We start from the raw sequence: 16,843 nt of genomic DNA on the forward strand, positions 1-16,843 counted from the left end.
GCGAGGGGTGGGTAGTTGTTGCTCGGGGCGGTGGGGGGGTCCCCCATCTGGGTCCCCTGGCATATATTGGCACCCCCGGAAACCGCGCGGGGGGCTTGGTTGCCCCCCGGCCGGGGGGGGCGGGGCCCGCCGCGGCCGAATCGCTTTTCACGGCACCGGAGGGTTTGCGGGGCCCGACGGTCCTGCGTGGAACAGCCAGGTGCGTCCGGTGCATTGCGAAGGCCGGCACGAGCGTGATGGTCAGCGCCGCGGCAAGGGCCAGCGGCAGCCAAGGCGCCACCAGGCTGGCGAGCATCCCCACGAGGGCCGGCCCGAGGACAAAGGTCAGTTCGTCCGCCGTGCCTTCATACGCCAGCGCCGTATCCAGATCCTGGCCGCTGCCTTTGCGGCTTCCGCCTGACGTCAAGCCCACCCACCGGACGCGGGCCAGGGGGCCGACCTGGGGACAACTGAAACCGGCGAGCAGCGCGGCCGCAAGGACCGGCACGGCTGCGGCGGAAACCCCGGCAACAACACTGCCGGCAGCGGGACTGCCTGTGCCGGGAAGCGCATGGGCCAGGGCAATCAGCGTGAGGACAGCCACGGCATTCAGGACGGCGGCCACCAGCAGCACGGCGCGCTGACCCCGGCGGTCGGCGAGGGCGCCCAGGACAGGCGCACCGACGGCTGAGCCGATCCCCACCGCTCCTGCCGCTGCGCCGCCAGTGGCATATGAGCCGCTCACGGATGTGACCAGGGTCAGCGTTCCGACAGTCAGCATGGCAAGCGGGAGGCGCGCGAAAAGGCCGAGCGGAAGGAAGCCCTTACCGGCCAGCTGCGCCAGCCGGGCGAACCTCCCGCCAGAAGGGGCAGGTACAGGGCCCGCAGGCGCGGTGTCCGCGTGGACATTCCGGGAGTCGAAATTTTGGGAGGGGCGCTTGGGCGCTGTGGAAGTCGTCATGTTTCCGGGCTCGTTCAGTCGTGCGCACCGTCCCCCCTCCCGATGCGCGCAACCCGGTGACTATCCGATTGTACTGGACCGGCTGCGCTGGGCCGGTTGCGCCGGACCGGCTGCGCTGGGCCGGTTGACCGCGGCTGCGTCAGGCCGCCATGACGGCATCGGAGATGTGGAGGGTAGAACCGTTGCGGCCCTTCACCACCTGCAGCTGGGTGCCGATCCGCTGCTTCATTTCCGCCACGTGGCTGACAAGCCCGACCACGCGCCCGCCATCGCGCAGTCCTTCGAGGGCGTCCATGACCTGCTCAAGGGCCTGCTCATCGAGGCTGCCGAAGCCCTCGTCCACGAACAGCGTCTCAATGTCCACGCCGCCCGCCTCGTGCTGCACAACGTCTGCCAGACCCAGCGCGAGCGACAAGGAGGCCATGAAGGATTCCCCGCCCGAGAGGGTGGACGTGTCGCGCCGCTGGCCGGTCCACGCATCCACCACTTCGAGTCCCAGCCCGGATTTTGCGCCGCGCGCGGCTTTCGCATCCGTGTGCTGGAGCGTGTACCGGCCGTCGCTCATGGCGACCAGCCGCTCTGACGCAGCGACGGCAACCTGTTCCAGCCGGGCTGCCAGGACATAGCTGTTGAGGCTCATGCGGTAGCTGTTGTCGCCGCCGCCCCGGACGGAGTCCGCCAGTGCCGACAGGCGCTCTGCCCTATCACGCGGAGCCCGTCCTGATTCGGCCAGCTCCTCGTAGTCTTCCCGCAGACCGCGCAATGCTGTGCACTTCTGCGCTGCCAGCCCGGCGGCGAGCGCAAGGTCTTTCGCCTGTCCGGCTGCCCGTTCGGCCTCGGCCCGCAGACGGTCAATTTCCCCCGCCTCGGCTGTGATGCCGGCTGCGTGCTCTTCCTCGGCGAGGATCAGCTCGTCACTCGCGAACAGTTCCTCCAGCCGCGCCTGTTCGTCCCTTCCCGCCAGGACTGCCGCTTCCAGTCGCGCAGCGTCCTCCGGGTCCAGCAGGGCCTCATGGGCTTCGGCGGCGGTGCCGAAACCGGCTTCCGGCAGGGCAAGCTCGAGCTGGGCGTGCGCTTCATCCAGGCGGGCAGATGCCAGCTCCCACGCGGTGTGGGCAGAAGCAGCCCGTTCCAGAACGGCAATCGTTTCGCCGATGCCGGCGGAGCGCCGGCGCAGACTGGGGTACCCGGCCCGCAACGCGGCAAGCGCGGATTCAAGGGCTGTTGACTGCTGGTCCAGTTCGGCCAACGTGGATTCCAGCTGCGCGATGCGCGACAGGCACCCGGTTCGTGCCTGCTCTGTGGCGGTGACGCGGTCCTCGAGACCTTCGTACCGTGCCCTGGCCTCGGCCAGTTGCACCTCCGCGGCCTCCGCTTCCGCTGCCGCTGCGCGGGCAACCCTGGCGGCTTCGGCTGCGTCAGCCGGATCAGTGTCGCCGCCCTGCCCCGCCAATACGGCAACCTCCTGCCGGGCTGCAGCAAGCTCGGCATCCAAGGCAGCGAGACTCAGCTCTGCGGCATCGCAGGCCTCCCTGGCCCGTTCCTCCTCCTCGGCAAGGCCCCGGACCGAGGCTGCGGCGGGCACGGGATCCGGATGCTCGGTGCCGCCGCAGACGGGGCATGGTTCCCCGGCGTCCAGACGGGCCGCCAGTTCCGCGGCGGCGTTGGCCAGCCGCTGCTCACGTATGTCAAGCCATCGTTGACGGGACTCCTGGTATGCATCACGGCCTTTGAGGTGCCGCTCCGTGGCGGCTGCACATTTTCCGGCCGCAGCTCCGTAGCGCCGGACCACGTCCACGAGCTCGTCGGCGGCCATCGACTCCTTGGTCCGGAGCACTGCCTCACTTGCCAGCTGTGCCAGTGGCTGCAGCCCGGCATGGAGCCGCTCCATTTCAGTGCGGAGGGCGGTGAGGGTTTCGGCCTGGTTCTCGGTGGTACGCAGCAGATCCTGGCGCCGGGCGGTGAGGTCTGTGCTCCTCGCAGCCAGCGCTGTGAGCCGGTCTTCGTCGGCCGCGCGCTCGTTCACGACGGCCAGGAGCGCCCGCAGCCGGCCGAGCTCGGCGGCGGTGTCGACGTCTGCGTGATCTGTGTGCGCCAGCTCAACGTCCGTGCGGGCCGCCGCTTGAAGGTCAGCTGCAGCCCGTGCCATGGCGCTGGCTGACCGCTCCACGGCTGCCTCGGCCGCGGCCACGGCCTTGAGCTGCCCCCCGAGGGTTTCTGCTTTTCGGTGCAGGGCAAGCCGGGCAGCATTCTGTTCCAGAACGGGTGCGGCCGCGCATGCTGCTGATTTTCGGCGCATCGCTGCGGCGAGTTTCAACTGCCGGCTTTCACGGGCCAGTTCGGCTTCGAGCCGGGCGGCGTGCTCGCGGCGGAGGGCCTCGGAGGATTCTGCCGCGGTGCCCAACTCCGCTGCCCGGCGCGAGGCGGCATCCTCGAGCCAAACCAGAAGTTCCCGGGCTTTGCCGGCAGCCGGGGCATTGTCGAGCTCAAGCCCCAAGGCCTCAGCCTCGGCCCGCGCCCGCTCCACCAGAAGCGCAAGCCTGCCGTTGTGCCCGCTGACTTCCTTGGCGGCTTCCGCAGCCTTCAGGGCCAGTTCACGCTCAACGGCTTCAAACCGTTCCGTTCCAAAGAGCTTCTGCAGAAGGTCCATCCGGTCTGAGGCCTTGGATCGCAGGAACGCTGCGAAGTCTCCCTGGGGCAGCATGACCACCCGGGTAAACTGCTCCCTGTCCATGCCGAGAATCGCGGCGATCTCACCGCCGGCTTCGTCGTTTCTGCCGGACTTCTCAATCCATTCCCCGCCGACCCGCTCCCGCAGGAGCGTTTTGGCCTTCTGCGCGGTGAAGCCGTTCCGGCCGCGGGCGCTGGGCTTGTCCCACGCCGGAAAGCGCGAGACCTCGAAGCGCCGGCCCCTGGCTGTGAACTCACAGGTGACGCTGGGTTCTGTCGCTGCCTCGGCGTGGTCGCTGCGGAGTCTCTTGCCGTCCTGCCGCGCCCCGGGCACTGAGCCGTAGAGGGCGTAGCAGATCGCGTCCAGCACGCTGGTCTTCCCGGCACCGGTGGCACCGTTGAGGAGAAACAGCCCGTGGGCGCTAAGCCTGTCAAAATCGATGGTTTCCGTGCCGGCGAAGGGCCCGAAAGCACAGATTTCCAGCCGGTGAATCCTCATAGCGACACTCCTTGCAGGCGGACAGTTTCCAGCGCCTCGGCCAGCAGGCTCCGCTCGGCGTCGTCGGGCTCACGGCCCCGGACGTGCTCCAGGAACCCGCAGCAGATCGAGAGGTCGTCTTCGGCCGCGGCGAGGCGGCTGCTGTAGCTGACAGTGGCCGACGGCGGCGCGCCCTCGGGGTCAAAGCCGAGCACGAGGGTATCCGGGAACCGCGCCCTCAACCGTTCCATTGCCTGGGCCGGGCGTTGGGCGTCAGTGAGGGTCACCTGGCAGTAGGCGTCCTCGGCCCAGGCGTGGCGGCCGGACTCAAGGAGTTCGGAAATGGTTCCCCGGAGGACGGCCAGTTTTCTTGGCGCATCCCAGAGAACCGCCTCCACCGCCGTGACACCCGATTCGTCAACGTCAATGAGCCAGCCGCCCTTTTGGTGCTGTGCCTCAGAGAAGGAGTAGGCCAACGGAGATCCTGAGTAGCGCACCTCAGGCGACAGCGCCTGCCGTCCGTGCAGATGGCCCAGGGCGGTATAGCTAAAGCCTGCAAAGAGGTCCAGCGGAACGGCACCGACTCCGCCGATGCTGAGGTCCCGCTCGCTGTCCGAGCTGATTCCGCCACTGGCGAAGGTGTGCGCCAGCACCACGGAGTGGACGTCCCGCGACCTGCTGCGCCGGGCAATGTCTGCCCGGATGCGGTCGGTGGCCGCGCGGGTGACCTCGAAATGGCTGGCAGTCTCCACGCCGAGCTGGTCGGCGACGAGCCGCGGTTCCAGCCACGGTATGCCATAGATCGCCAGCGCCGGGCTCCGACCATCGTCCGGCCGGCCCCCGATCGGAAGCAGCAGCGGCGTATCCAGTTCGGCGAGCCGGGTGCGCAGATGCACGCCGCCCCGCTCCATGAGCCGAGAGGCAAAGCCGAGCCTGATGGCAGAGTCATGGTTCCCGCTGGTGAGCACTACCCGGGCTCCGGCGCCGGTCAGCCGGACCAGGGCGTCGTCGAGCAGGTTGACAACGTCCACTCCGGGCAGCGCGCGGTCGTACACGTCGCCGGCGATGAGGACGATGTCGACGGACAGTTCCTCGACGCGGGCCACCAGCTGGTCGACAAACCCGCGCTGGGCGTCGAGCATTCCAACGCCGTGGAAGGACCGGCCAAGGTGCCAATCGGAAGTGTGCAGTAACCGCATGTTTTTAAGCTATCCGTAGGGACTGACAGTTTTGCCGACCACGCCCGGGCGCGTCCGAAGCCCACGGCGGCCGCTACTGGCGGCCAGGGCCGTCGAAGAAGTCGCGGGCCTCGTCGGGTGCACTCGCAGGCCGGGCTTCAGCCGAGGCTGAACGGCCGGGTGCCTTACTGTCCGGGGTGTCCCTGTCAGGGGTGTGGCTGTCCGAGATGTCCGTGTCAGATGTGCCGCTGTCAGATGTGCCGGTGACAGTCTCCTCAGTGGCCTCTTCGCCGCTGTCCGGCCCTTCACTGTCCGTAACGTCAACACCGTCCTCCGTACCCGTTGCAGCCTTGCCGGCCGTGCTGCCGGAGAAGCCCCGGAAAACCAGACCGGCAATGGCCGCACCCACCAGCGGGGCGATCCAGAACAGCCACAGCTGCTCCAGCGACCAGCTGTTGCTGAACAGCGCTGACGCGGTGGCCCGTGCGGGGTTGAACGGAGCGTTGCCGATGGCCTGGCCGAACTGCAGGAGCACCGCCAGCGACAGGCCGACGGCGAACGGTGCCGCGGCCGCGTGGACGTTGCGGCGTGCCGTGGTGCCGAGGAAGACGGCGACCAGCAGTGCGGCGCCGAGGACCTCGGCCAGGAGGACACCTGCCATGGACGCCTGAATGACGGAGTGCTCGCCGAAGCCGGCGGTGACCGTATCGAAGGCGGCCCGGGTGTCCGGGATGTTGGGGATGGTCCGGAGAACGCCGAACAGCGCCAGCGCGCCGGCGGCGGCACCCGCCAGCTGGGCGCCGACGTAGGCAGCGGCGTGGCCGGCCCTGATCCGCCCCGCGACGAGGTTACCGAGCGTGATGGCCGGATTGAAGTGCCCGCCTGAAACATAGCCGACGGCGAGCATCGCGGCCGTCACGGCGAGACCGCCAGCCAGCGCCGCAGGAAGCGGGTTCGATTGCGGGAGGGTAAACAGCGGCACGCCCAGTCCGCCCACGACCAGGAACAGGGCTCCGAACGCTTCGGCCGCCAGCCGGGAAAGCAGTCCGGGCCGGAAGCCAGGGTCATCCGGGTGCGGCTCGGCGTCGGTCGTGGATGCGGACACAGGCGTGGTCATGTTCGGAGAATCCTTTGTTTTGTCGGCCGGGAACACCGGCATGTGCCGGGTCAGCCTCTGCAGTCTGCCAGTTGAGTCTGGACGGTTGCTGAATCCGAGCTTAGCGTCCCGCGGCCGGGGCCGTTCGGGAGTGAGGAAGACCACACAGCGGAGGGCCCGTTTGGCGGTCGGAACCATGACGTCCCGGACGGGTAAATTTACCTTCATGAGCAATGTTCCCGGCACCGCCGCCGTGCCGTCCCCGAAGTCCCGCATCCACGGCTGCCTGTTGGGCGGCGCCCTTGGAGACTCCCTCGGCTACGCCGTCGAGTTCGACTCCATCGCTGCGATCCGGAGCCGGTTCGGCCCGAAGGGGTTGCAGGACTTCGCGGCGCTCGACGGCGGCAGCCATTTTTCCGACGACACGCAGATGACGCTGTACACGGTGGACGGGCTCGTCGAGGCGCTGGAGTGGGCGAATGCCGGGGTGGGCGCCGATGCGAACGCCTGCGTGTGGCTCGCCTATCTCCGGTGGCTCAACACCCAGGGCATGTCGGCCCCGGATCCGGCACCCAGGCCGCAGCAGCGCTGGATTGACAGCCAGCAGGTGCTCAGGCACCGCAGGGCCCCCGGCGCTGCCTGCCTCAGCGGGTTGGCGACCGGAGAGATGGGCACGGTGCACCGGCCGGTCAACCCCGATTCGAAAGGCTGCGGAACGGTCATGCGGTCGGCGCCGTTCGGGCTGATCCCCCACATTCCGGCCGAATCCGTCTACAAGCTGAGCTCGGATGCTGCCTCCCTGACGCACGGACACCCGTCGGCCCGCCAGAGCGCCGGGGTCTTCAGCCTTCTGATCCATTCCCTGGTCCAGGGGCGGGGCCTGCTGGAAGCCGCACAGCTGGCCGCTGACCACGTCCGGTCCGATGCGGAAGCGGTGCCGGAACTCCGTGCTCGCCTCGACGCCGCAATCCGCTGGGCCGGCGAAGCGGCCGCGCAGGGATCGGAAACCCGCGCACTGCTCGCCCCCGAGGACCTGGTCCGCGAACTCGGCGAGGGCTGGGTGGCGGAGGAGGCACTCGCCGTCGGGCTTTACGCCGTCCTGGCCACAGCGTCAGGTGGCCCAACAGCGCCAGGTGGCCAAGCGGCAGCGCCCGCTCCGGCGGAGCACTTCAAGGCGGCCATTGCCGTGGCCATCAACCACAGCGGAGACAGCGACTCAACGGGATCGATCGCCGGAAATATCCTCGGCGCCTATTACGGCGAAGCGTGCCTCCCGGCGGACTGGCTGGAGGCGCTCGAGGCACCCGAGGTGATCCGTGGCATGGCGGACCAGCTGGTGGCTGTCACAACTGCCTGAGGGAAATGTTGTTGCAGGCTTCGCAGACGTCCTCGGGGATCATGCCCCGGCGCTGCAGGAAGCCGAAAATCGCGCAGCCAAGGCAGAAACCGGCAAAGGCCTCCAGCGAAGCAGCGGCGATGAGGACGGCGAGCAGCACCCAGGCCGCGGGTGCCAGGCCCGCGAAGAACAGCACCGCCGCCGCGGTGGAGACCGCGGCCCCGATCCCCTGGGCGAAGCGCTTGGGCGGTCCGGGGACCAGCTTGGGGCGGCCGAGCCGCGGAGCGAGCACCTTGACTGAGAGCAGCGCCAGCGGGGAGATCCGGGGGCCGAAAAGCACCCGGAGCCAGAAGCCGGCAGCAATGATGGCAAGTCCCCAGCCGAAGCCGGTGAGCAGCGTGGCGACGGCGAGCAGCACCACGAGTCCGGCCGTGATTCGCGCGGCGTACTCATTGACCGGATTGGGAAAGGCGAACACCGCCCGCCAGTCCACCCCGCCCGTTGCGGTGGCCGGGGAAACGCTGGTCTCGCTTGGTCTGCTCATGGAGCAAGGCTAGGAGCGCAGGGCCGCAACGGGGAAGCTTTGTTGCGCCACATGAATACCGGCCCCCGTGGCGTTCATCATGCCGGCATCCATCGTGCCGGCCGCCCCGCCGACCATCTGCAGGAATTCGCCCTCGGACAGCACCTCGATGGCCTGCCCCCGTTCGTGCAACTCCAGCACGCGCCTGGCCTTACCGGTGAGCCGTCCCGACCGGAGGTCCCGGGCGTCGAATCCGTCGCCCACCACAAGGACGCTGGTCCGGGCGGTGACCCGGCTTTCAGGCCGGGCCCCCATCTCGGCGGAGCGGATTTTGGCCTCCGGCCGTGGCATGGCCAGCTGTCCGGTGAACACCACGGTCTGGCCAAAGAGCGGGTTGCCGGGTTCGGCGTCGGGATTTGGCGGGGGGTTGTCGCCTTCCTGGGGCCATCCGGTCCGAAAGGGCCGGGCAGGTCCGTCACTGCCGGCGGCGGCGAGGGCCGTGAGGGTCGCCTTGGACAGGGCGTCTGCGGCCGGGTGAAAGGCCTGCTGCTGCGGTATCGACAGGCCGAGTGACAGGTAGAGCTCGGCAACGCTGTTTGCCCGGTTGCGGGCTGCGATGTCGATCAGGATGCCGGCGCAGGCCCTCGCATCCTCGGCGGCATCGTGGTGGTTGATCAGGGGCACGCCGGCCTCTTCGGCAGCGAAGGGCAGCGAGTTGGAGACCAGTGAGTAGCAGCGCCGGGACAACATGACGGTGCAGACGTAGTCGTATGCCGGCCCGGGCAGGCCGGAGACCTCCAGTCCGGAGCGGATGACGCCCAGGTCGAAGGCGGCGTTGTGCGCGGCGATGATGTCGCCGCCGATGAATGCGCCGATTTCGGCGAAAAGCTCCCCGAAGCGCGGCTGGCCGGCAACCTTTTCGGGCGTGATGCCGTGGATCCGCACGTTGTGGTAGTCGAACGTGTCGTGGTTTTCCGGCGGTCTCATCAGCCAGGACGCTTCCTCGACGATCACACCGCCGCGGACCTTGCTGAGGCCAACGGCGCACGGAGAACCGCGAAAGCCGTTGGCGGTCTCGAAGTCGATCGCCGTAAAGTCCAAACTCACGGGCTCAACATTAGCGCCGCGGGAGCAGTGGCAAGGTCAAGTACCCTTGGAAGGTGAACTTTAATGCCATCAGCGACTTTGCCGTGCCCATGTTGGGAGGAGCCGGACCGGTCCAGCCGCAGCTGGCTTCGTTCCTTCCCGACTGGCTTAATCCCCAGGTCTTCCTCGCCGACCCCGCCCTGGCTCCGTGGGTGGTGCTGCTGGTCTGCGGAATCATCTTCGCCGAAACCGGCCTGCTCATCGGGTTCTTCCTGCCCGGCGACTCCATGCTGTTCACCGCCGGCCTGCTCGTCGCGACCGACACGATCAAGTTCAACATCTGGCTCTTCGCGGCGCTCATCATCGTGGCGGCAATCATCGGAAACCAGACGGGCTACCTCATCGGCTCCAAGGCAGGCCCGGCGATCTTCAACAAGCCGGATTCGCGCCTGTTCAAGCACGAGAACGTCGAAAGCGCCCACAAATTCTTTGAGAAGCACGGCGGCAAGGCACTGATTCTGGCCCGTTTCGTCCCCATCATCCGCACCTTCGTGCCGGTCATCGTCGGCGTGGCCCAGATGGACAAGCGGAAATTCTTCCTCTTCAACGTGATCGGCGCGTTCCTGTGGGGCGGCGGCGTGACGCTCCTGGGCTACCTGCTGGGTGACAGGATTCCGTGGGTCCGCGAGAACCTGGACATCATCTTCATCGTGATCGTCCTGCTCTCCGTGATTCCGATCGGCATCGAGGTCTTCCGCGGAATGGTCGCCAAGCGTCAGGCTGCCAAGTACGGCACGGATGTGGTGGAGGAGTTCATCGAGGAGCACGAACCCGAAGAGGAACGCAAGACGCCGTAAGTCCTCACACACGCGAACGGCCGTTCCCCGCATAAGCGCTGCTGGCCAGCAACGCTTATGCGGGGAACGGCGTTTAACGGGACCTAGCCTGCGGCGAGGGCTTCGACTATGGCAGGCAGCAGTGCGCGGAAGGCCTGACCGCGGTGGCTGATGGCATTCTTCTCCTCGGGGGTGAGCTCCGCGCAGCTGCGGTCGAGACCAAGGGGCTGGAGCACGGGGTCATAGCCGAAGCCGCCCTCACCGCGCGGTTCCCGCAACAGGGTGCCGGACAGCTGGCCGTATTCCACCACCTCGCGTGCCCCGTCCCCGGACGCGGAGCCGGATGCCGACGCCGGCACTGCCAGGGCCGCTGCGCACACGAAGGCCGCGCCGCGGTGGGCATCCGGCACGTCAGCGAGCTGGGCCAGCAGCAACCGAAGATTGGCGGCATCGTCGCCGTGCCGCCCGGACCAGCGGGCAGAAAAGATGCCAGGTGCCCCGCCGAGCACGTCTACCGAAAGACCGGAGTCGTCGGCGATCGCCACCAGCCCGGTGGCCTCGGCCACGGCCCGAGCCTTGAGCAGTGAGTTCTCCGCAAACGTTACGCCGGTCTCGGCCACGTCGGGGCCCCCGACGGCGGACGCGTCCACCACCTGCGTGTCGACGTCCAGCCCGGGAACCTGCCCGCGCAGCAGCTCGCGCAGTTCCCGCAGCTTCCCCTTGTTGTGCGTGGCCAGCACGAGCCGGGGCGCGCCGGGCTGCCTGCCGGCCGTGTTTTCGTTCACGGTTCCCTTGCCGGTCACGGCGCTTCGGCCAGGGTCTCACGCTGGATGGCTGCGAGCTGCTCCGTGCCCAGAAGTGCAAGGTCGAGCAGCTTGTTGAGCTCATCCCGGTCGAACGGGGCACCCTCGGCGGTGCCCTGCACCTCGACGAACTTGCCCGAACCCGTCACCACGACGTTCATGTCGGTCTCGGCCCGGACATCCTCGATGTAGGGCAGGTCAAGCATCGGAACGCCGTCGATGATGCCAACGGACACGGCAGCGATGGTATCCACAAGCGGCTGGGCGTTGCGGGCGATCATCTTGTTCTCGCGGGCAAAGCGGATCGCTTCGGCGAGGGCCACATAGGCGCCGGTGATGGCGGCAGTCCGCGTCCCGCCGTCGGCTTGGAGGACGTCGCAGTCCAAAACGATGGTGTTTTCGCCGAGCGCCTTGGTGTCGATGATCGAACGCAGCGAGCGTCCGATCAGGCGGGAAATCTCATGGGTGCGGCCGCCGATCTTGCCTTTGACCGACTCGCGGTCGGACCGTGTGTTCGTCGCGCGCGGGAGCATGGCGTACTCGGCCGTGACCCAGCCGCGGCCTTCGCCCTTGAGCCAGCGGGGTACGCCCTCGGTCAGGGAAGCCGTGCACAGCACCCGGGTGTTGCCGAACTCGATCAGGGCGGATCCTTCCGCCTGCTTGGACCAGCCGCGGGTGATGCTGATGGGGCGGAGCTGGTCCGGGGTGCGGCCGTCGGCACGGATGACGGGGGCAGTGGTTGCTTCGGAAGTCATGCCTTTAGCTTATCGATTTATCCGCTGGCGGCTGGCCCCCGAAGCCTCAGACGGTGTAGTGAACTCCGGCGACCGCAACCGCGACATCGCCGCCGAAAGCCGGACGTGCCTCGGCCATGACCTTCGTCTGCGATGTCCAGACCGGGATGTGCGTCAGGAGCAGACGGCGGGCGCCGGCCACCGCAGCGGCCTCGCCGGCCCGCTTGCCGGTCAGATGGACGTCCTTGATGCCGTCGTCACGGCCCTCTTCGAAGGCCGCCTCGCACAGGAAAAGGTCAGCGTCCTTGGCAGCTTCTTCGAGCCCGCGGCACGAATCGGTATCGCCGGAGTAGGTCAGGACGCGCGTCACGGCAGCCCCGGCCGCGTCGGGTTCGGTCGCCTCCACGCGCAGCGCGTAGGCCTCCTCCACGGGATGGTTCACCGCGAAGGGCGTCACCGTGAAGGGCCCCACGGTGACGGACTGGCGCTCGGTCCAGTTGGTGAAGTCGAATTCCTCGTGCATGCCGGGGTCGAGTTCGAGGCCGTACGCGGTGGCCATCCTGTCGGCCGTTGCGGCAGGTCCCCAAACCGGGATGCGCCCCCGGTCCCAGCCGCCCGGTTTCCAGCGCACGGCCACGTGCAGGCCGCACAGGTCCATGCAGTGGTCCGGATGCAGGTGCGTCAGGAATATGGCATCGATGTCCTCGAGGTCCGTGTAGCGCTGGATGGCGCCGAGGGCTCCGCTGCCAAGGTCCATGACGACTTTCCAGGTGCGTTCGCCGTCGTGCGCTGTCAGCAGGTAGCAGGACGCGGGCGAGCCGGGGCCGGGGAAGGATCCGGTGCAGCCGACGATGGTGAGCTTCACAGGGCGGAACCTCCGGAAGAGGGGTTGCCGCCGGCACCCTGTCCCACAAAGTTCGAGATGCGCGGCCGGGCAGCGGCGCCCTGGGCGGCGGCAATCATTTCCGGCGTAATGCGCGCCAGGCTGCCGGTAGGATACTGTGCCGCCACATGGTCGACATGTTTGACGCTGAGGACCTCGGGCCCGAGGAACCTGCGCGCCAGCGCCTCGAACTGGCCGGCGTCGCCCGTGGCAATGAAGCTGTGTTCCGGCGCGGCGGCGGCAGTCCGTTCCAGGCCCCGGCTGGCGAGCGCGCGGTACACGTCCTTGGCCGTTTCCTCGGCGCTGGAGACGAGGGTGACGTCCTCGCCCATGACGTAGGAAATCACCCCGGTCAGCAGGGGGTAGTGCGTGCAGCCCAGCACAACGGTGTCCACTCCCGCAGCCTTCAGGGGCTCAAGGTACTCCCCCGCCACTGCCAGCAGTTCGGGCCCGGTGGTGATGCCGGCCTCCACGTAGCTGACGAACGCGGGGCAGGCCACGGAGGTGATGGAAAGATCCGGGGCCGCAGCAAACGTGTCCTCGTAGGCACGCGAACCCACGGTTGCCGAGGTGCCGATGACGCCGACGCGGCCTGTGCGGGTGGCCGCCACGGCCCGCCTGACGGCCGGCTGGATCACCTCGATCACGGGTATCCCGTAGCGGGCCGTGTACCGTTCGCGGGCGTCCCGGAGGACTGCGGCCGACGCCGAGTTGCAGGCGATGGTGAGCAGCTTGACGCCGGAATCCACGAGTTCGTCCATGACACCCAGGGCGTTGGCGCGCACCTCGGCGATGGGGAGCGGACCGTAGGGCCCGTGGGCCGTGTCACCGACGTAGAGGATCGATTCGTTCGGCAACTGGTCGATGATGGACCGTGCCACAGTGAGTCCGCCGACGCCCGAATCAAAGACCCCGATCGGCAGTGATCCCAGAGTCCCGCCGATGGCCGTTGCGGAATCCGGCGCAGCTCCTGCTGCGGGATCCGTGCTCGATGCTGAAGTCATGATTATTCGAGGATAGGTCTTCCCGGTAGGCGCGGCCATCAAATGTGGTGTCCGCCTCGTGTCGAATTTGTCACATTTGGGAACCGGCGCGCACGCCCATACGTGGAGGCCCGGCGGATGGAGTGCCCGGACGTAAAGCCTAGGGCCGGGTTTCCAGGGACTGCAGCATGGCCTGCACGAGAGACTCCTGCAGCCACGTGGTGAAGTTGTAGACGAGGGCCAGGTAGCTCTCCACGTCTTCCGCCTGGGACCAGTCCTGCATCTGGTGGACGTGGTCGGCATCGGCCTCGTCCCGGATGTCGAGCCGTTCGGCCAGGACCAGCCGGACGTCATTCAGGGCAGTGGACCAGTGCCGGGCGTCCGCCGCGGTCAGGACCAGCTCGTCCTTGTCCAGGTCCAGTGCTGCAGCGCGCAGCGCGCCGATCTTGCTTTCCCGCAGGGAACGTTCGGTGAGCTGGCGGAACTCGAGGGAGGCGGCGCCGTCGTCCTTAACAACGTCTGGCAAAAGCCTCCGGAGCGCCCGGTCCGACGGTTCCTTGACGTCCATGTCCAGCCCGATCATTGCGGCGAGCGGATCCTGCTTTCCCCGGTCTTCCGGCTCAAGCATCGAGATGACGTCGTCGAACAGGCTGCGCAGCAGCTCCCGCTCCGTGGGCTCCAGGAATCCCGTGATGCCTTTGAGCCCGTATTTGAAAGCCTTAGCCACGTTTTCCCCTGCCCTTGCCCGGGCCGCCGTTCTTTCCGCCCCCGCTGTTTCCGCCCGTGGCCTTCTCAACCGTCGCCCACAGGCCAAAGCCATGCATGGCCACCGCGTGCTGTTCCACCTGCTCCTTGCTGCCGTGGGCAACAATGGAGCGGCCCTTCCTGTGGACCTCCATCATGAGCCTGTTCGCTTTGCTTTCCGAGTAGCCGAAATAGCTCTGGAAAACGAAGCTGACATAGCTCATGAGATTGACCGGATCATTCCAGATCACGAGGTTCCAGGGGATGTCAGGGGCCGTCAGGGCGTCGGTGGACACCGCTGTTCCGGTTTCGGTGCTCTCCTGGGTGTCAGGGCCGAGCGCAACGCTTAAGGTCATCTGTCCATTCTATGGCGAGGCTGGGCCCACGCCGGCGAGGGCCCCGCGGCGAAGCGAAGCGAGACGTGGGAGCCGGTGGGTGGGCCCACGCCGGCGATGGCCCCGCGGCGAAGCGAAGCGAGACGTGGGAGCCGGTGGGTGGGCCCACGCCGGCGAGGGCCCCGCGGCGAAGCGAAGCGAGACGTGGGAGCCGGTGGGGACTAGAGTGATTTTGTGAGTACCTCCCCGGGCTGGAACCAGCCACGCACGTCCCTGTTCACCGATCACTACGAGCTGACGATGCTGCAGGCCGCACTCCATTCGGGCACCGCGCACCGCAAGTCAGTCTTCGAGGCGTTCGCACGCAGGCTGCCCGACGGCCGGCGCTACGGGATCGTGGGCGGCACCGGCCGGCTGCTGGACGGCATCGCGGCTTTCCGCTTTGGCGAGGCTGAACTGGAGTTCCTGGGCCGCACGCGGGTGGTCAACCAGAAAACCCTGGACTACCTGGCCGACTTCCGCTTCACCGGGGACATCTGGGGCTATGCGGAAGGCGAGGCCTACTTCCCGAACTCCCCCGTCCTGATCGTCGAATCGACGTTCGCCGAGGCCTGCATCCTGGAGACCTATATCCTCTCCGTGCTGAACCACGACAGCGCCATCGCCTCGGCGGCCTCCCGGATGATCACTGCTGCCGGGCACCGGCCCTGCATCGAGATGGGCTCCCGGCGGACGCAGGAGGAATCGGCCACGGCCGCTGCCCGCGCCGCTGTCATCGCCGGCTTCGACAGCACCTCCAACCTGGAGGCCGGGCTGCGCTACGGACTCAAGACGGTGGGCACCGCCGCCCACTCGTTCACCCTGCTCCACGACACCGAACGCGACGCGTTCGAGGCGCAGGTCGCCTCCCTCGGGGCGGGTACCTCGCTGCTCGTGGACACGTACGACGTCGAAACCGCCGTCCGTACGGCCGTGGACATTGCCGGGGACAAGTTGGGCGCCGTCAGGCTCGACTCGGGGGACCTGGTGGAACAGGCGCAGTGGGTGCGGCAGCTGCTCGATGAACTGGGCAATGAGAACACCCGCATCGTGGTCACCTCCGACCTCGACGAGTTCGCCATTGCGGCGCTCCAGTCCGCGCCGGTGGACGCCTACGGAGTGGGCACGTCCCTTGTCACGGGTTCCGGTGCACCCACGGCGAGCATGGTGTACAAGCTTGTTAGCCGCACGGATGACGACGGGGACTTCGTGTCCGTCGCCAAAACCGCGAAGAACAAGATCAGCAAGGGCGGGCGGAAATACGCCCTCCGCCGGCTCAACGAGCACGGCACGGCCACCCAGGAACTCATCGGCGTGGGGCACCGCCCCCTCGACGACGGCAACGACCGGCCCCTCCTGCAACAGTTCATCAAGAACGGGGAGCTGCTGCCGGGCTGGACCGGCCACGAAGGAGTGCTTCGTGCCCGCCAGCGCCACGCCGACTCAATGGCCGAACTGCCGGCGGTCGTTCACCGCCTGCAGCGCGGCGAGCCGGCCATCCCCACTCTTTACGAGGAAAACTGAGGAGAACTGATGTCACGTGCACTGATCATTGTCGACGTCCAGAACGACTTCTGCGAGGGCGGCGCGCTGCCGGTGGAAGGCGGCGCCGCAGTGGCAGGGGCCATCAGCGAATACGTTGAAGCGCACCACGGCCAGTTCGACCACATCGTGGCCACGCAGGACTGGCACATCGATCCCGGTGCGCACTTCTCGGACACCCCCGATTTCAAGGACAGCTGGCCGCCGCACTGCGTCGCGGGAACGCAGGGCGCCGAGCTTCACCCGGACCTCGAGACGGAACACATCCAGGCTTACTTCCACAAGGGGCTGCACACCGCCGCGTACTCCGGCTTTGAAGGCCTGCTCGCCCCCGAGGACGCTGTGCCCACCGGCGACCGGAAGCCCGGTTCCCTGCCCTCACCCGGTGATGCGGACTACGCGCCCGAAGAGGACAACATAGGCCTGGACGACTGGCTACAGAGCCACGACGTGGAAGACGTCGTGGTGGTGGGCCTCGCCACCGACCACTGCGTCATGGCCACCTCCCTGGATGCCGTGCAGGCGGGCTACTCAGTCACCGTGATCAAGCGGCTGACGGCGGGAATCGCCGAGGACCTGGACGACACCTACGCCGAACTGGAACTGGGAGGCGTCGACCTCGAATAGGTCGCGAACA

General features: G+C 67.8%; 15 protein-coding genes and 1 pseudogene. 4 read left to right on the forward strand and 12 right to left on the reverse strand.

Annotation, left to right across the window (positions count from 1 at the left end; genetic code table 11):
- From ACIP90_RS08025 to ACIP90_RS08040, 4 genes and pseudogenes are all read right to left on the reverse strand, one after another.
- A pseudogene (locus tag ACIP90_RS08025) lies at positions 1–940 on the reverse strand (hypothetical protein); the annotation flags it as partial.
- Between the two features lie 139 nt (positions 941–1,079).
- Positions 1,080–4,109 (reverse strand): AAA family ATPase, encoded by a 3,030-nt coding sequence (locus ACIP90_RS08030; protein ID WP_400578378.1) that lies wholly within the window; start codon positions 4,107–4,109, stop codon positions 1,080–1,082.
- On the reverse strand, positions 4,106–5,287 hold the full coding sequence (locus ACIP90_RS08035) for an exonuclease SbcCD subunit D (RefSeq protein ID WP_400578380.1): 1,182 nt from the start codon (positions 5,285–5,287) through the stop codon (positions 4,106–4,108). Before ACIP90_RS08035 ends, ACIP90_RS08030 begins: the two co-directional genes overlap by 4 nt.
- Positions 5,288–5,360: 73 nt before the next feature.
- A complete protein-coding gene (locus ACIP90_RS08040; protein ID WP_400578382.1) occupies positions 5,361–6,383 on the reverse strand; it encodes an MIP/aquaporin family protein in 1,023 nt (340 codons plus the stop codon).
- Between the two features lie 205 nt (positions 6,384–6,588).
- On the opposite strand from ACIP90_RS08040, the gene ACIP90_RS08045 reads away from it, so the two are divergent.
- Entirely contained in the window at positions 6,589–7,719 is a 1,131-nt protein-coding gene (locus ACIP90_RS08045; protein WP_400578383.1) for an ADP-ribosylglycohydrolase family protein, read from the forward strand.
- On the opposite strand, the gene ACIP90_RS08050 is transcribed toward ACIP90_RS08045, so the two are convergent.
- Both ACIP90_RS08050 and ACIP90_RS08055 read right to left on the reverse strand, forming a co-directional pair.
- Positions 7,706–8,242 (reverse strand): DUF4395 domain-containing protein, encoded by a 537-nt coding sequence (locus ACIP90_RS08050; RefSeq protein WP_400578385.1) that lies wholly within the window; start codon positions 8,240–8,242, stop codon positions 7,706–7,708. The two genes, ACIP90_RS08045 and ACIP90_RS08050, sit on opposite strands and share 14 nt — an antisense overlap.
- Positions 8,243–8,251: 9 nt before the next feature.
- A complete protein-coding gene (locus ACIP90_RS08055) occupies positions 8,252–9,328 on the reverse strand; it encodes an exonuclease domain-containing protein (protein ID WP_400578386.1) in 1,077 nt (358 codons plus the stop codon).
- A gap of 68 nt (positions 9,329–9,396) precedes the next feature.
- On the opposite strand from ACIP90_RS08055, the gene ACIP90_RS08060 reads away from it, so the two are divergent.
- Entirely contained in the window at positions 9,397–10,164 is a 768-nt protein-coding gene (locus ACIP90_RS08060; RefSeq protein WP_400578915.1) for a DedA family protein, read from the forward strand.
- Positions 10,165–10,247: 83 nt separating this feature from the next.
- On the opposite strand, the gene rdgB is transcribed toward ACIP90_RS08060, so the two are convergent.
- The 6 genes from rdgB to clpS all read right to left on the reverse strand — a co-directional run bounded on the left by rdgB (position 10,248) and on the right by clpS (position 14,646).
- The gene (gene rdgB / locus ACIP90_RS08065) at positions 10,248–10,928 is read right to left on the reverse strand and encodes an RdgB/HAM1 family non-canonical purine NTP pyrophosphatase (protein ID WP_400578388.1); all 681 of its coding nucleotides are present in this window, start codon (positions 10,926–10,928) and stop codon (positions 10,248–10,250) included.
- A gap of 14 nt (positions 10,929–10,942) precedes the next feature.
- Positions 10,943–11,701: a ribonuclease PH gene (gene rph / locus ACIP90_RS08070; RefSeq protein ID WP_240460304.1), complete on the reverse strand. Its 759-nt coding sequence runs from the start codon at positions 11,699–11,701 to the stop codon at positions 10,943–10,945.
- Positions 11,702–11,747: 46 nt separating this feature from the next.
- Positions 11,748–12,545: an MBL fold metallo-hydrolase gene (locus ACIP90_RS08075; protein WP_400578389.1), complete on the reverse strand. Its 798-nt coding sequence runs from the start codon at positions 12,543–12,545 to the stop codon at positions 11,748–11,750.
- A complete protein-coding gene (gene murI / locus ACIP90_RS08080; RefSeq protein ID WP_400578391.1) occupies positions 12,542–13,567 on the reverse strand; it encodes a glutamate racemase in 1,026 nt (341 codons plus the stop codon). Before murI ends, ACIP90_RS08075 begins: the two co-directional genes overlap by 4 nt.
- 139 nt (positions 13,568–13,706) lie before the next feature.
- Positions 13,707–14,273 (reverse strand): DUF2017 domain-containing protein, encoded by a 567-nt coding sequence (locus ACIP90_RS08085; RefSeq protein WP_400578392.1) that lies wholly within the window; start codon positions 14,271–14,273, stop codon positions 13,707–13,709.
- Positions 14,266–14,646, reverse strand: coding sequence for an ATP-dependent Clp protease adapter ClpS (gene clpS, locus ACIP90_RS08090; RefSeq protein WP_400578395.1), 381 nt, complete (start codon positions 14,644–14,646; stop codon positions 14,266–14,268). The genes ACIP90_RS08085 and clpS overlap by 8 nt, the downstream gene beginning before the upstream one ends.
- A 213-nt stretch (positions 14,647–14,859) precedes the next feature.
- Between clpS and ACIP90_RS08095 the strand changes: the two genes are divergently transcribed.
- Both ACIP90_RS08095 and ACIP90_RS08100 read left to right on the forward strand, forming a co-directional pair.
- On the forward strand, positions 14,860–16,188 hold the full coding sequence (locus ACIP90_RS08095; RefSeq protein WP_400578396.1) for a nicotinate phosphoribosyltransferase: 1,329 nt from the start codon (positions 14,860–14,862) through the stop codon (positions 16,186–16,188).
- 9 nt (positions 16,189–16,197) lie between these two features.
- Complete coding sequence (locus ACIP90_RS08100) at positions 16,198–16,833, forward strand: isochorismatase family protein (RefSeq protein ID WP_400578398.1); 636 nt, start codon at positions 16,198–16,200, stop codon at positions 16,831–16,833.
- Positions 16,834–16,843: the final 10 nt, after the last annotated feature.

The sequence above is a fragment of the Arthrobacter sp. NPDC093139 genome (assembly GCF_044754165.1).
GTDB lineage: Bacteria > Actinomycetota > Actinomycetes > Actinomycetales > Micrococcaceae > Arthrobacter.

What these genes read in the sequence shown, in the direction of transcription:
- ACIP90_RS08030 (WP_400578378.1), bottom strand. Translation starts at nt 4,109, where the DNA reads ATGAGGATTCACCGGCTGGAAATCTGTGCTTTCGGGCCCTTCGCCGGC.
- ACIP90_RS08035 (WP_400578380.1), bottom strand. Translation starts at nt 5,287, where the DNA reads ATGCGGTTACTGCACACTTCCGATTGGCACCTTGGCCGGTCCTTCCAC.
- ACIP90_RS08040 (WP_400578382.1), bottom strand. Translation starts at nt 6,383, where the DNA reads ATGACCACGCCTGTGTCCGCATCCACGACCGACGCCGAGCCGCACCCG.
- ACIP90_RS08045 (WP_400578383.1), top strand. Translation starts at nt 6,589, where the DNA reads ATGAGCAATGTTCCCGGCACCGCCGCCGTGCCGTCCCCGAAGTCCCGC.
- ACIP90_RS08050 (WP_400578385.1), bottom strand. Translation starts at nt 8,242, where the DNA reads ATGAGCAGACCAAGCGAGACCAGCGTTTCCCCGGCCACCGCAACGGGC.
- rph (WP_240460304.1), bottom strand. Translation starts at nt 11,701, where the DNA reads ATGACTTCCGAAGCAACCACTGCCCCCGTCATCCGTGCCGACGGCCGC.
- murI (WP_400578391.1), bottom strand. Translation starts at nt 13,567, where the DNA reads ATGACTTCAGCATCGAGCACGGATCCCGCAGCAGGAGCTGCGCCGGAT.
- clpS (WP_400578395.1), bottom strand. Translation starts at nt 14,646, where the DNA reads ATGACCTTAAGCGTTGCGCTCGGCCCTGACACCCAGGAGAGCACCGAA.
- ACIP90_RS08100 (WP_400578398.1), top strand. Translation starts at nt 16,198, where the DNA reads ATGTCACGTGCACTGATCATTGTCGACGTCCAGAACGACTTCTGCGAG.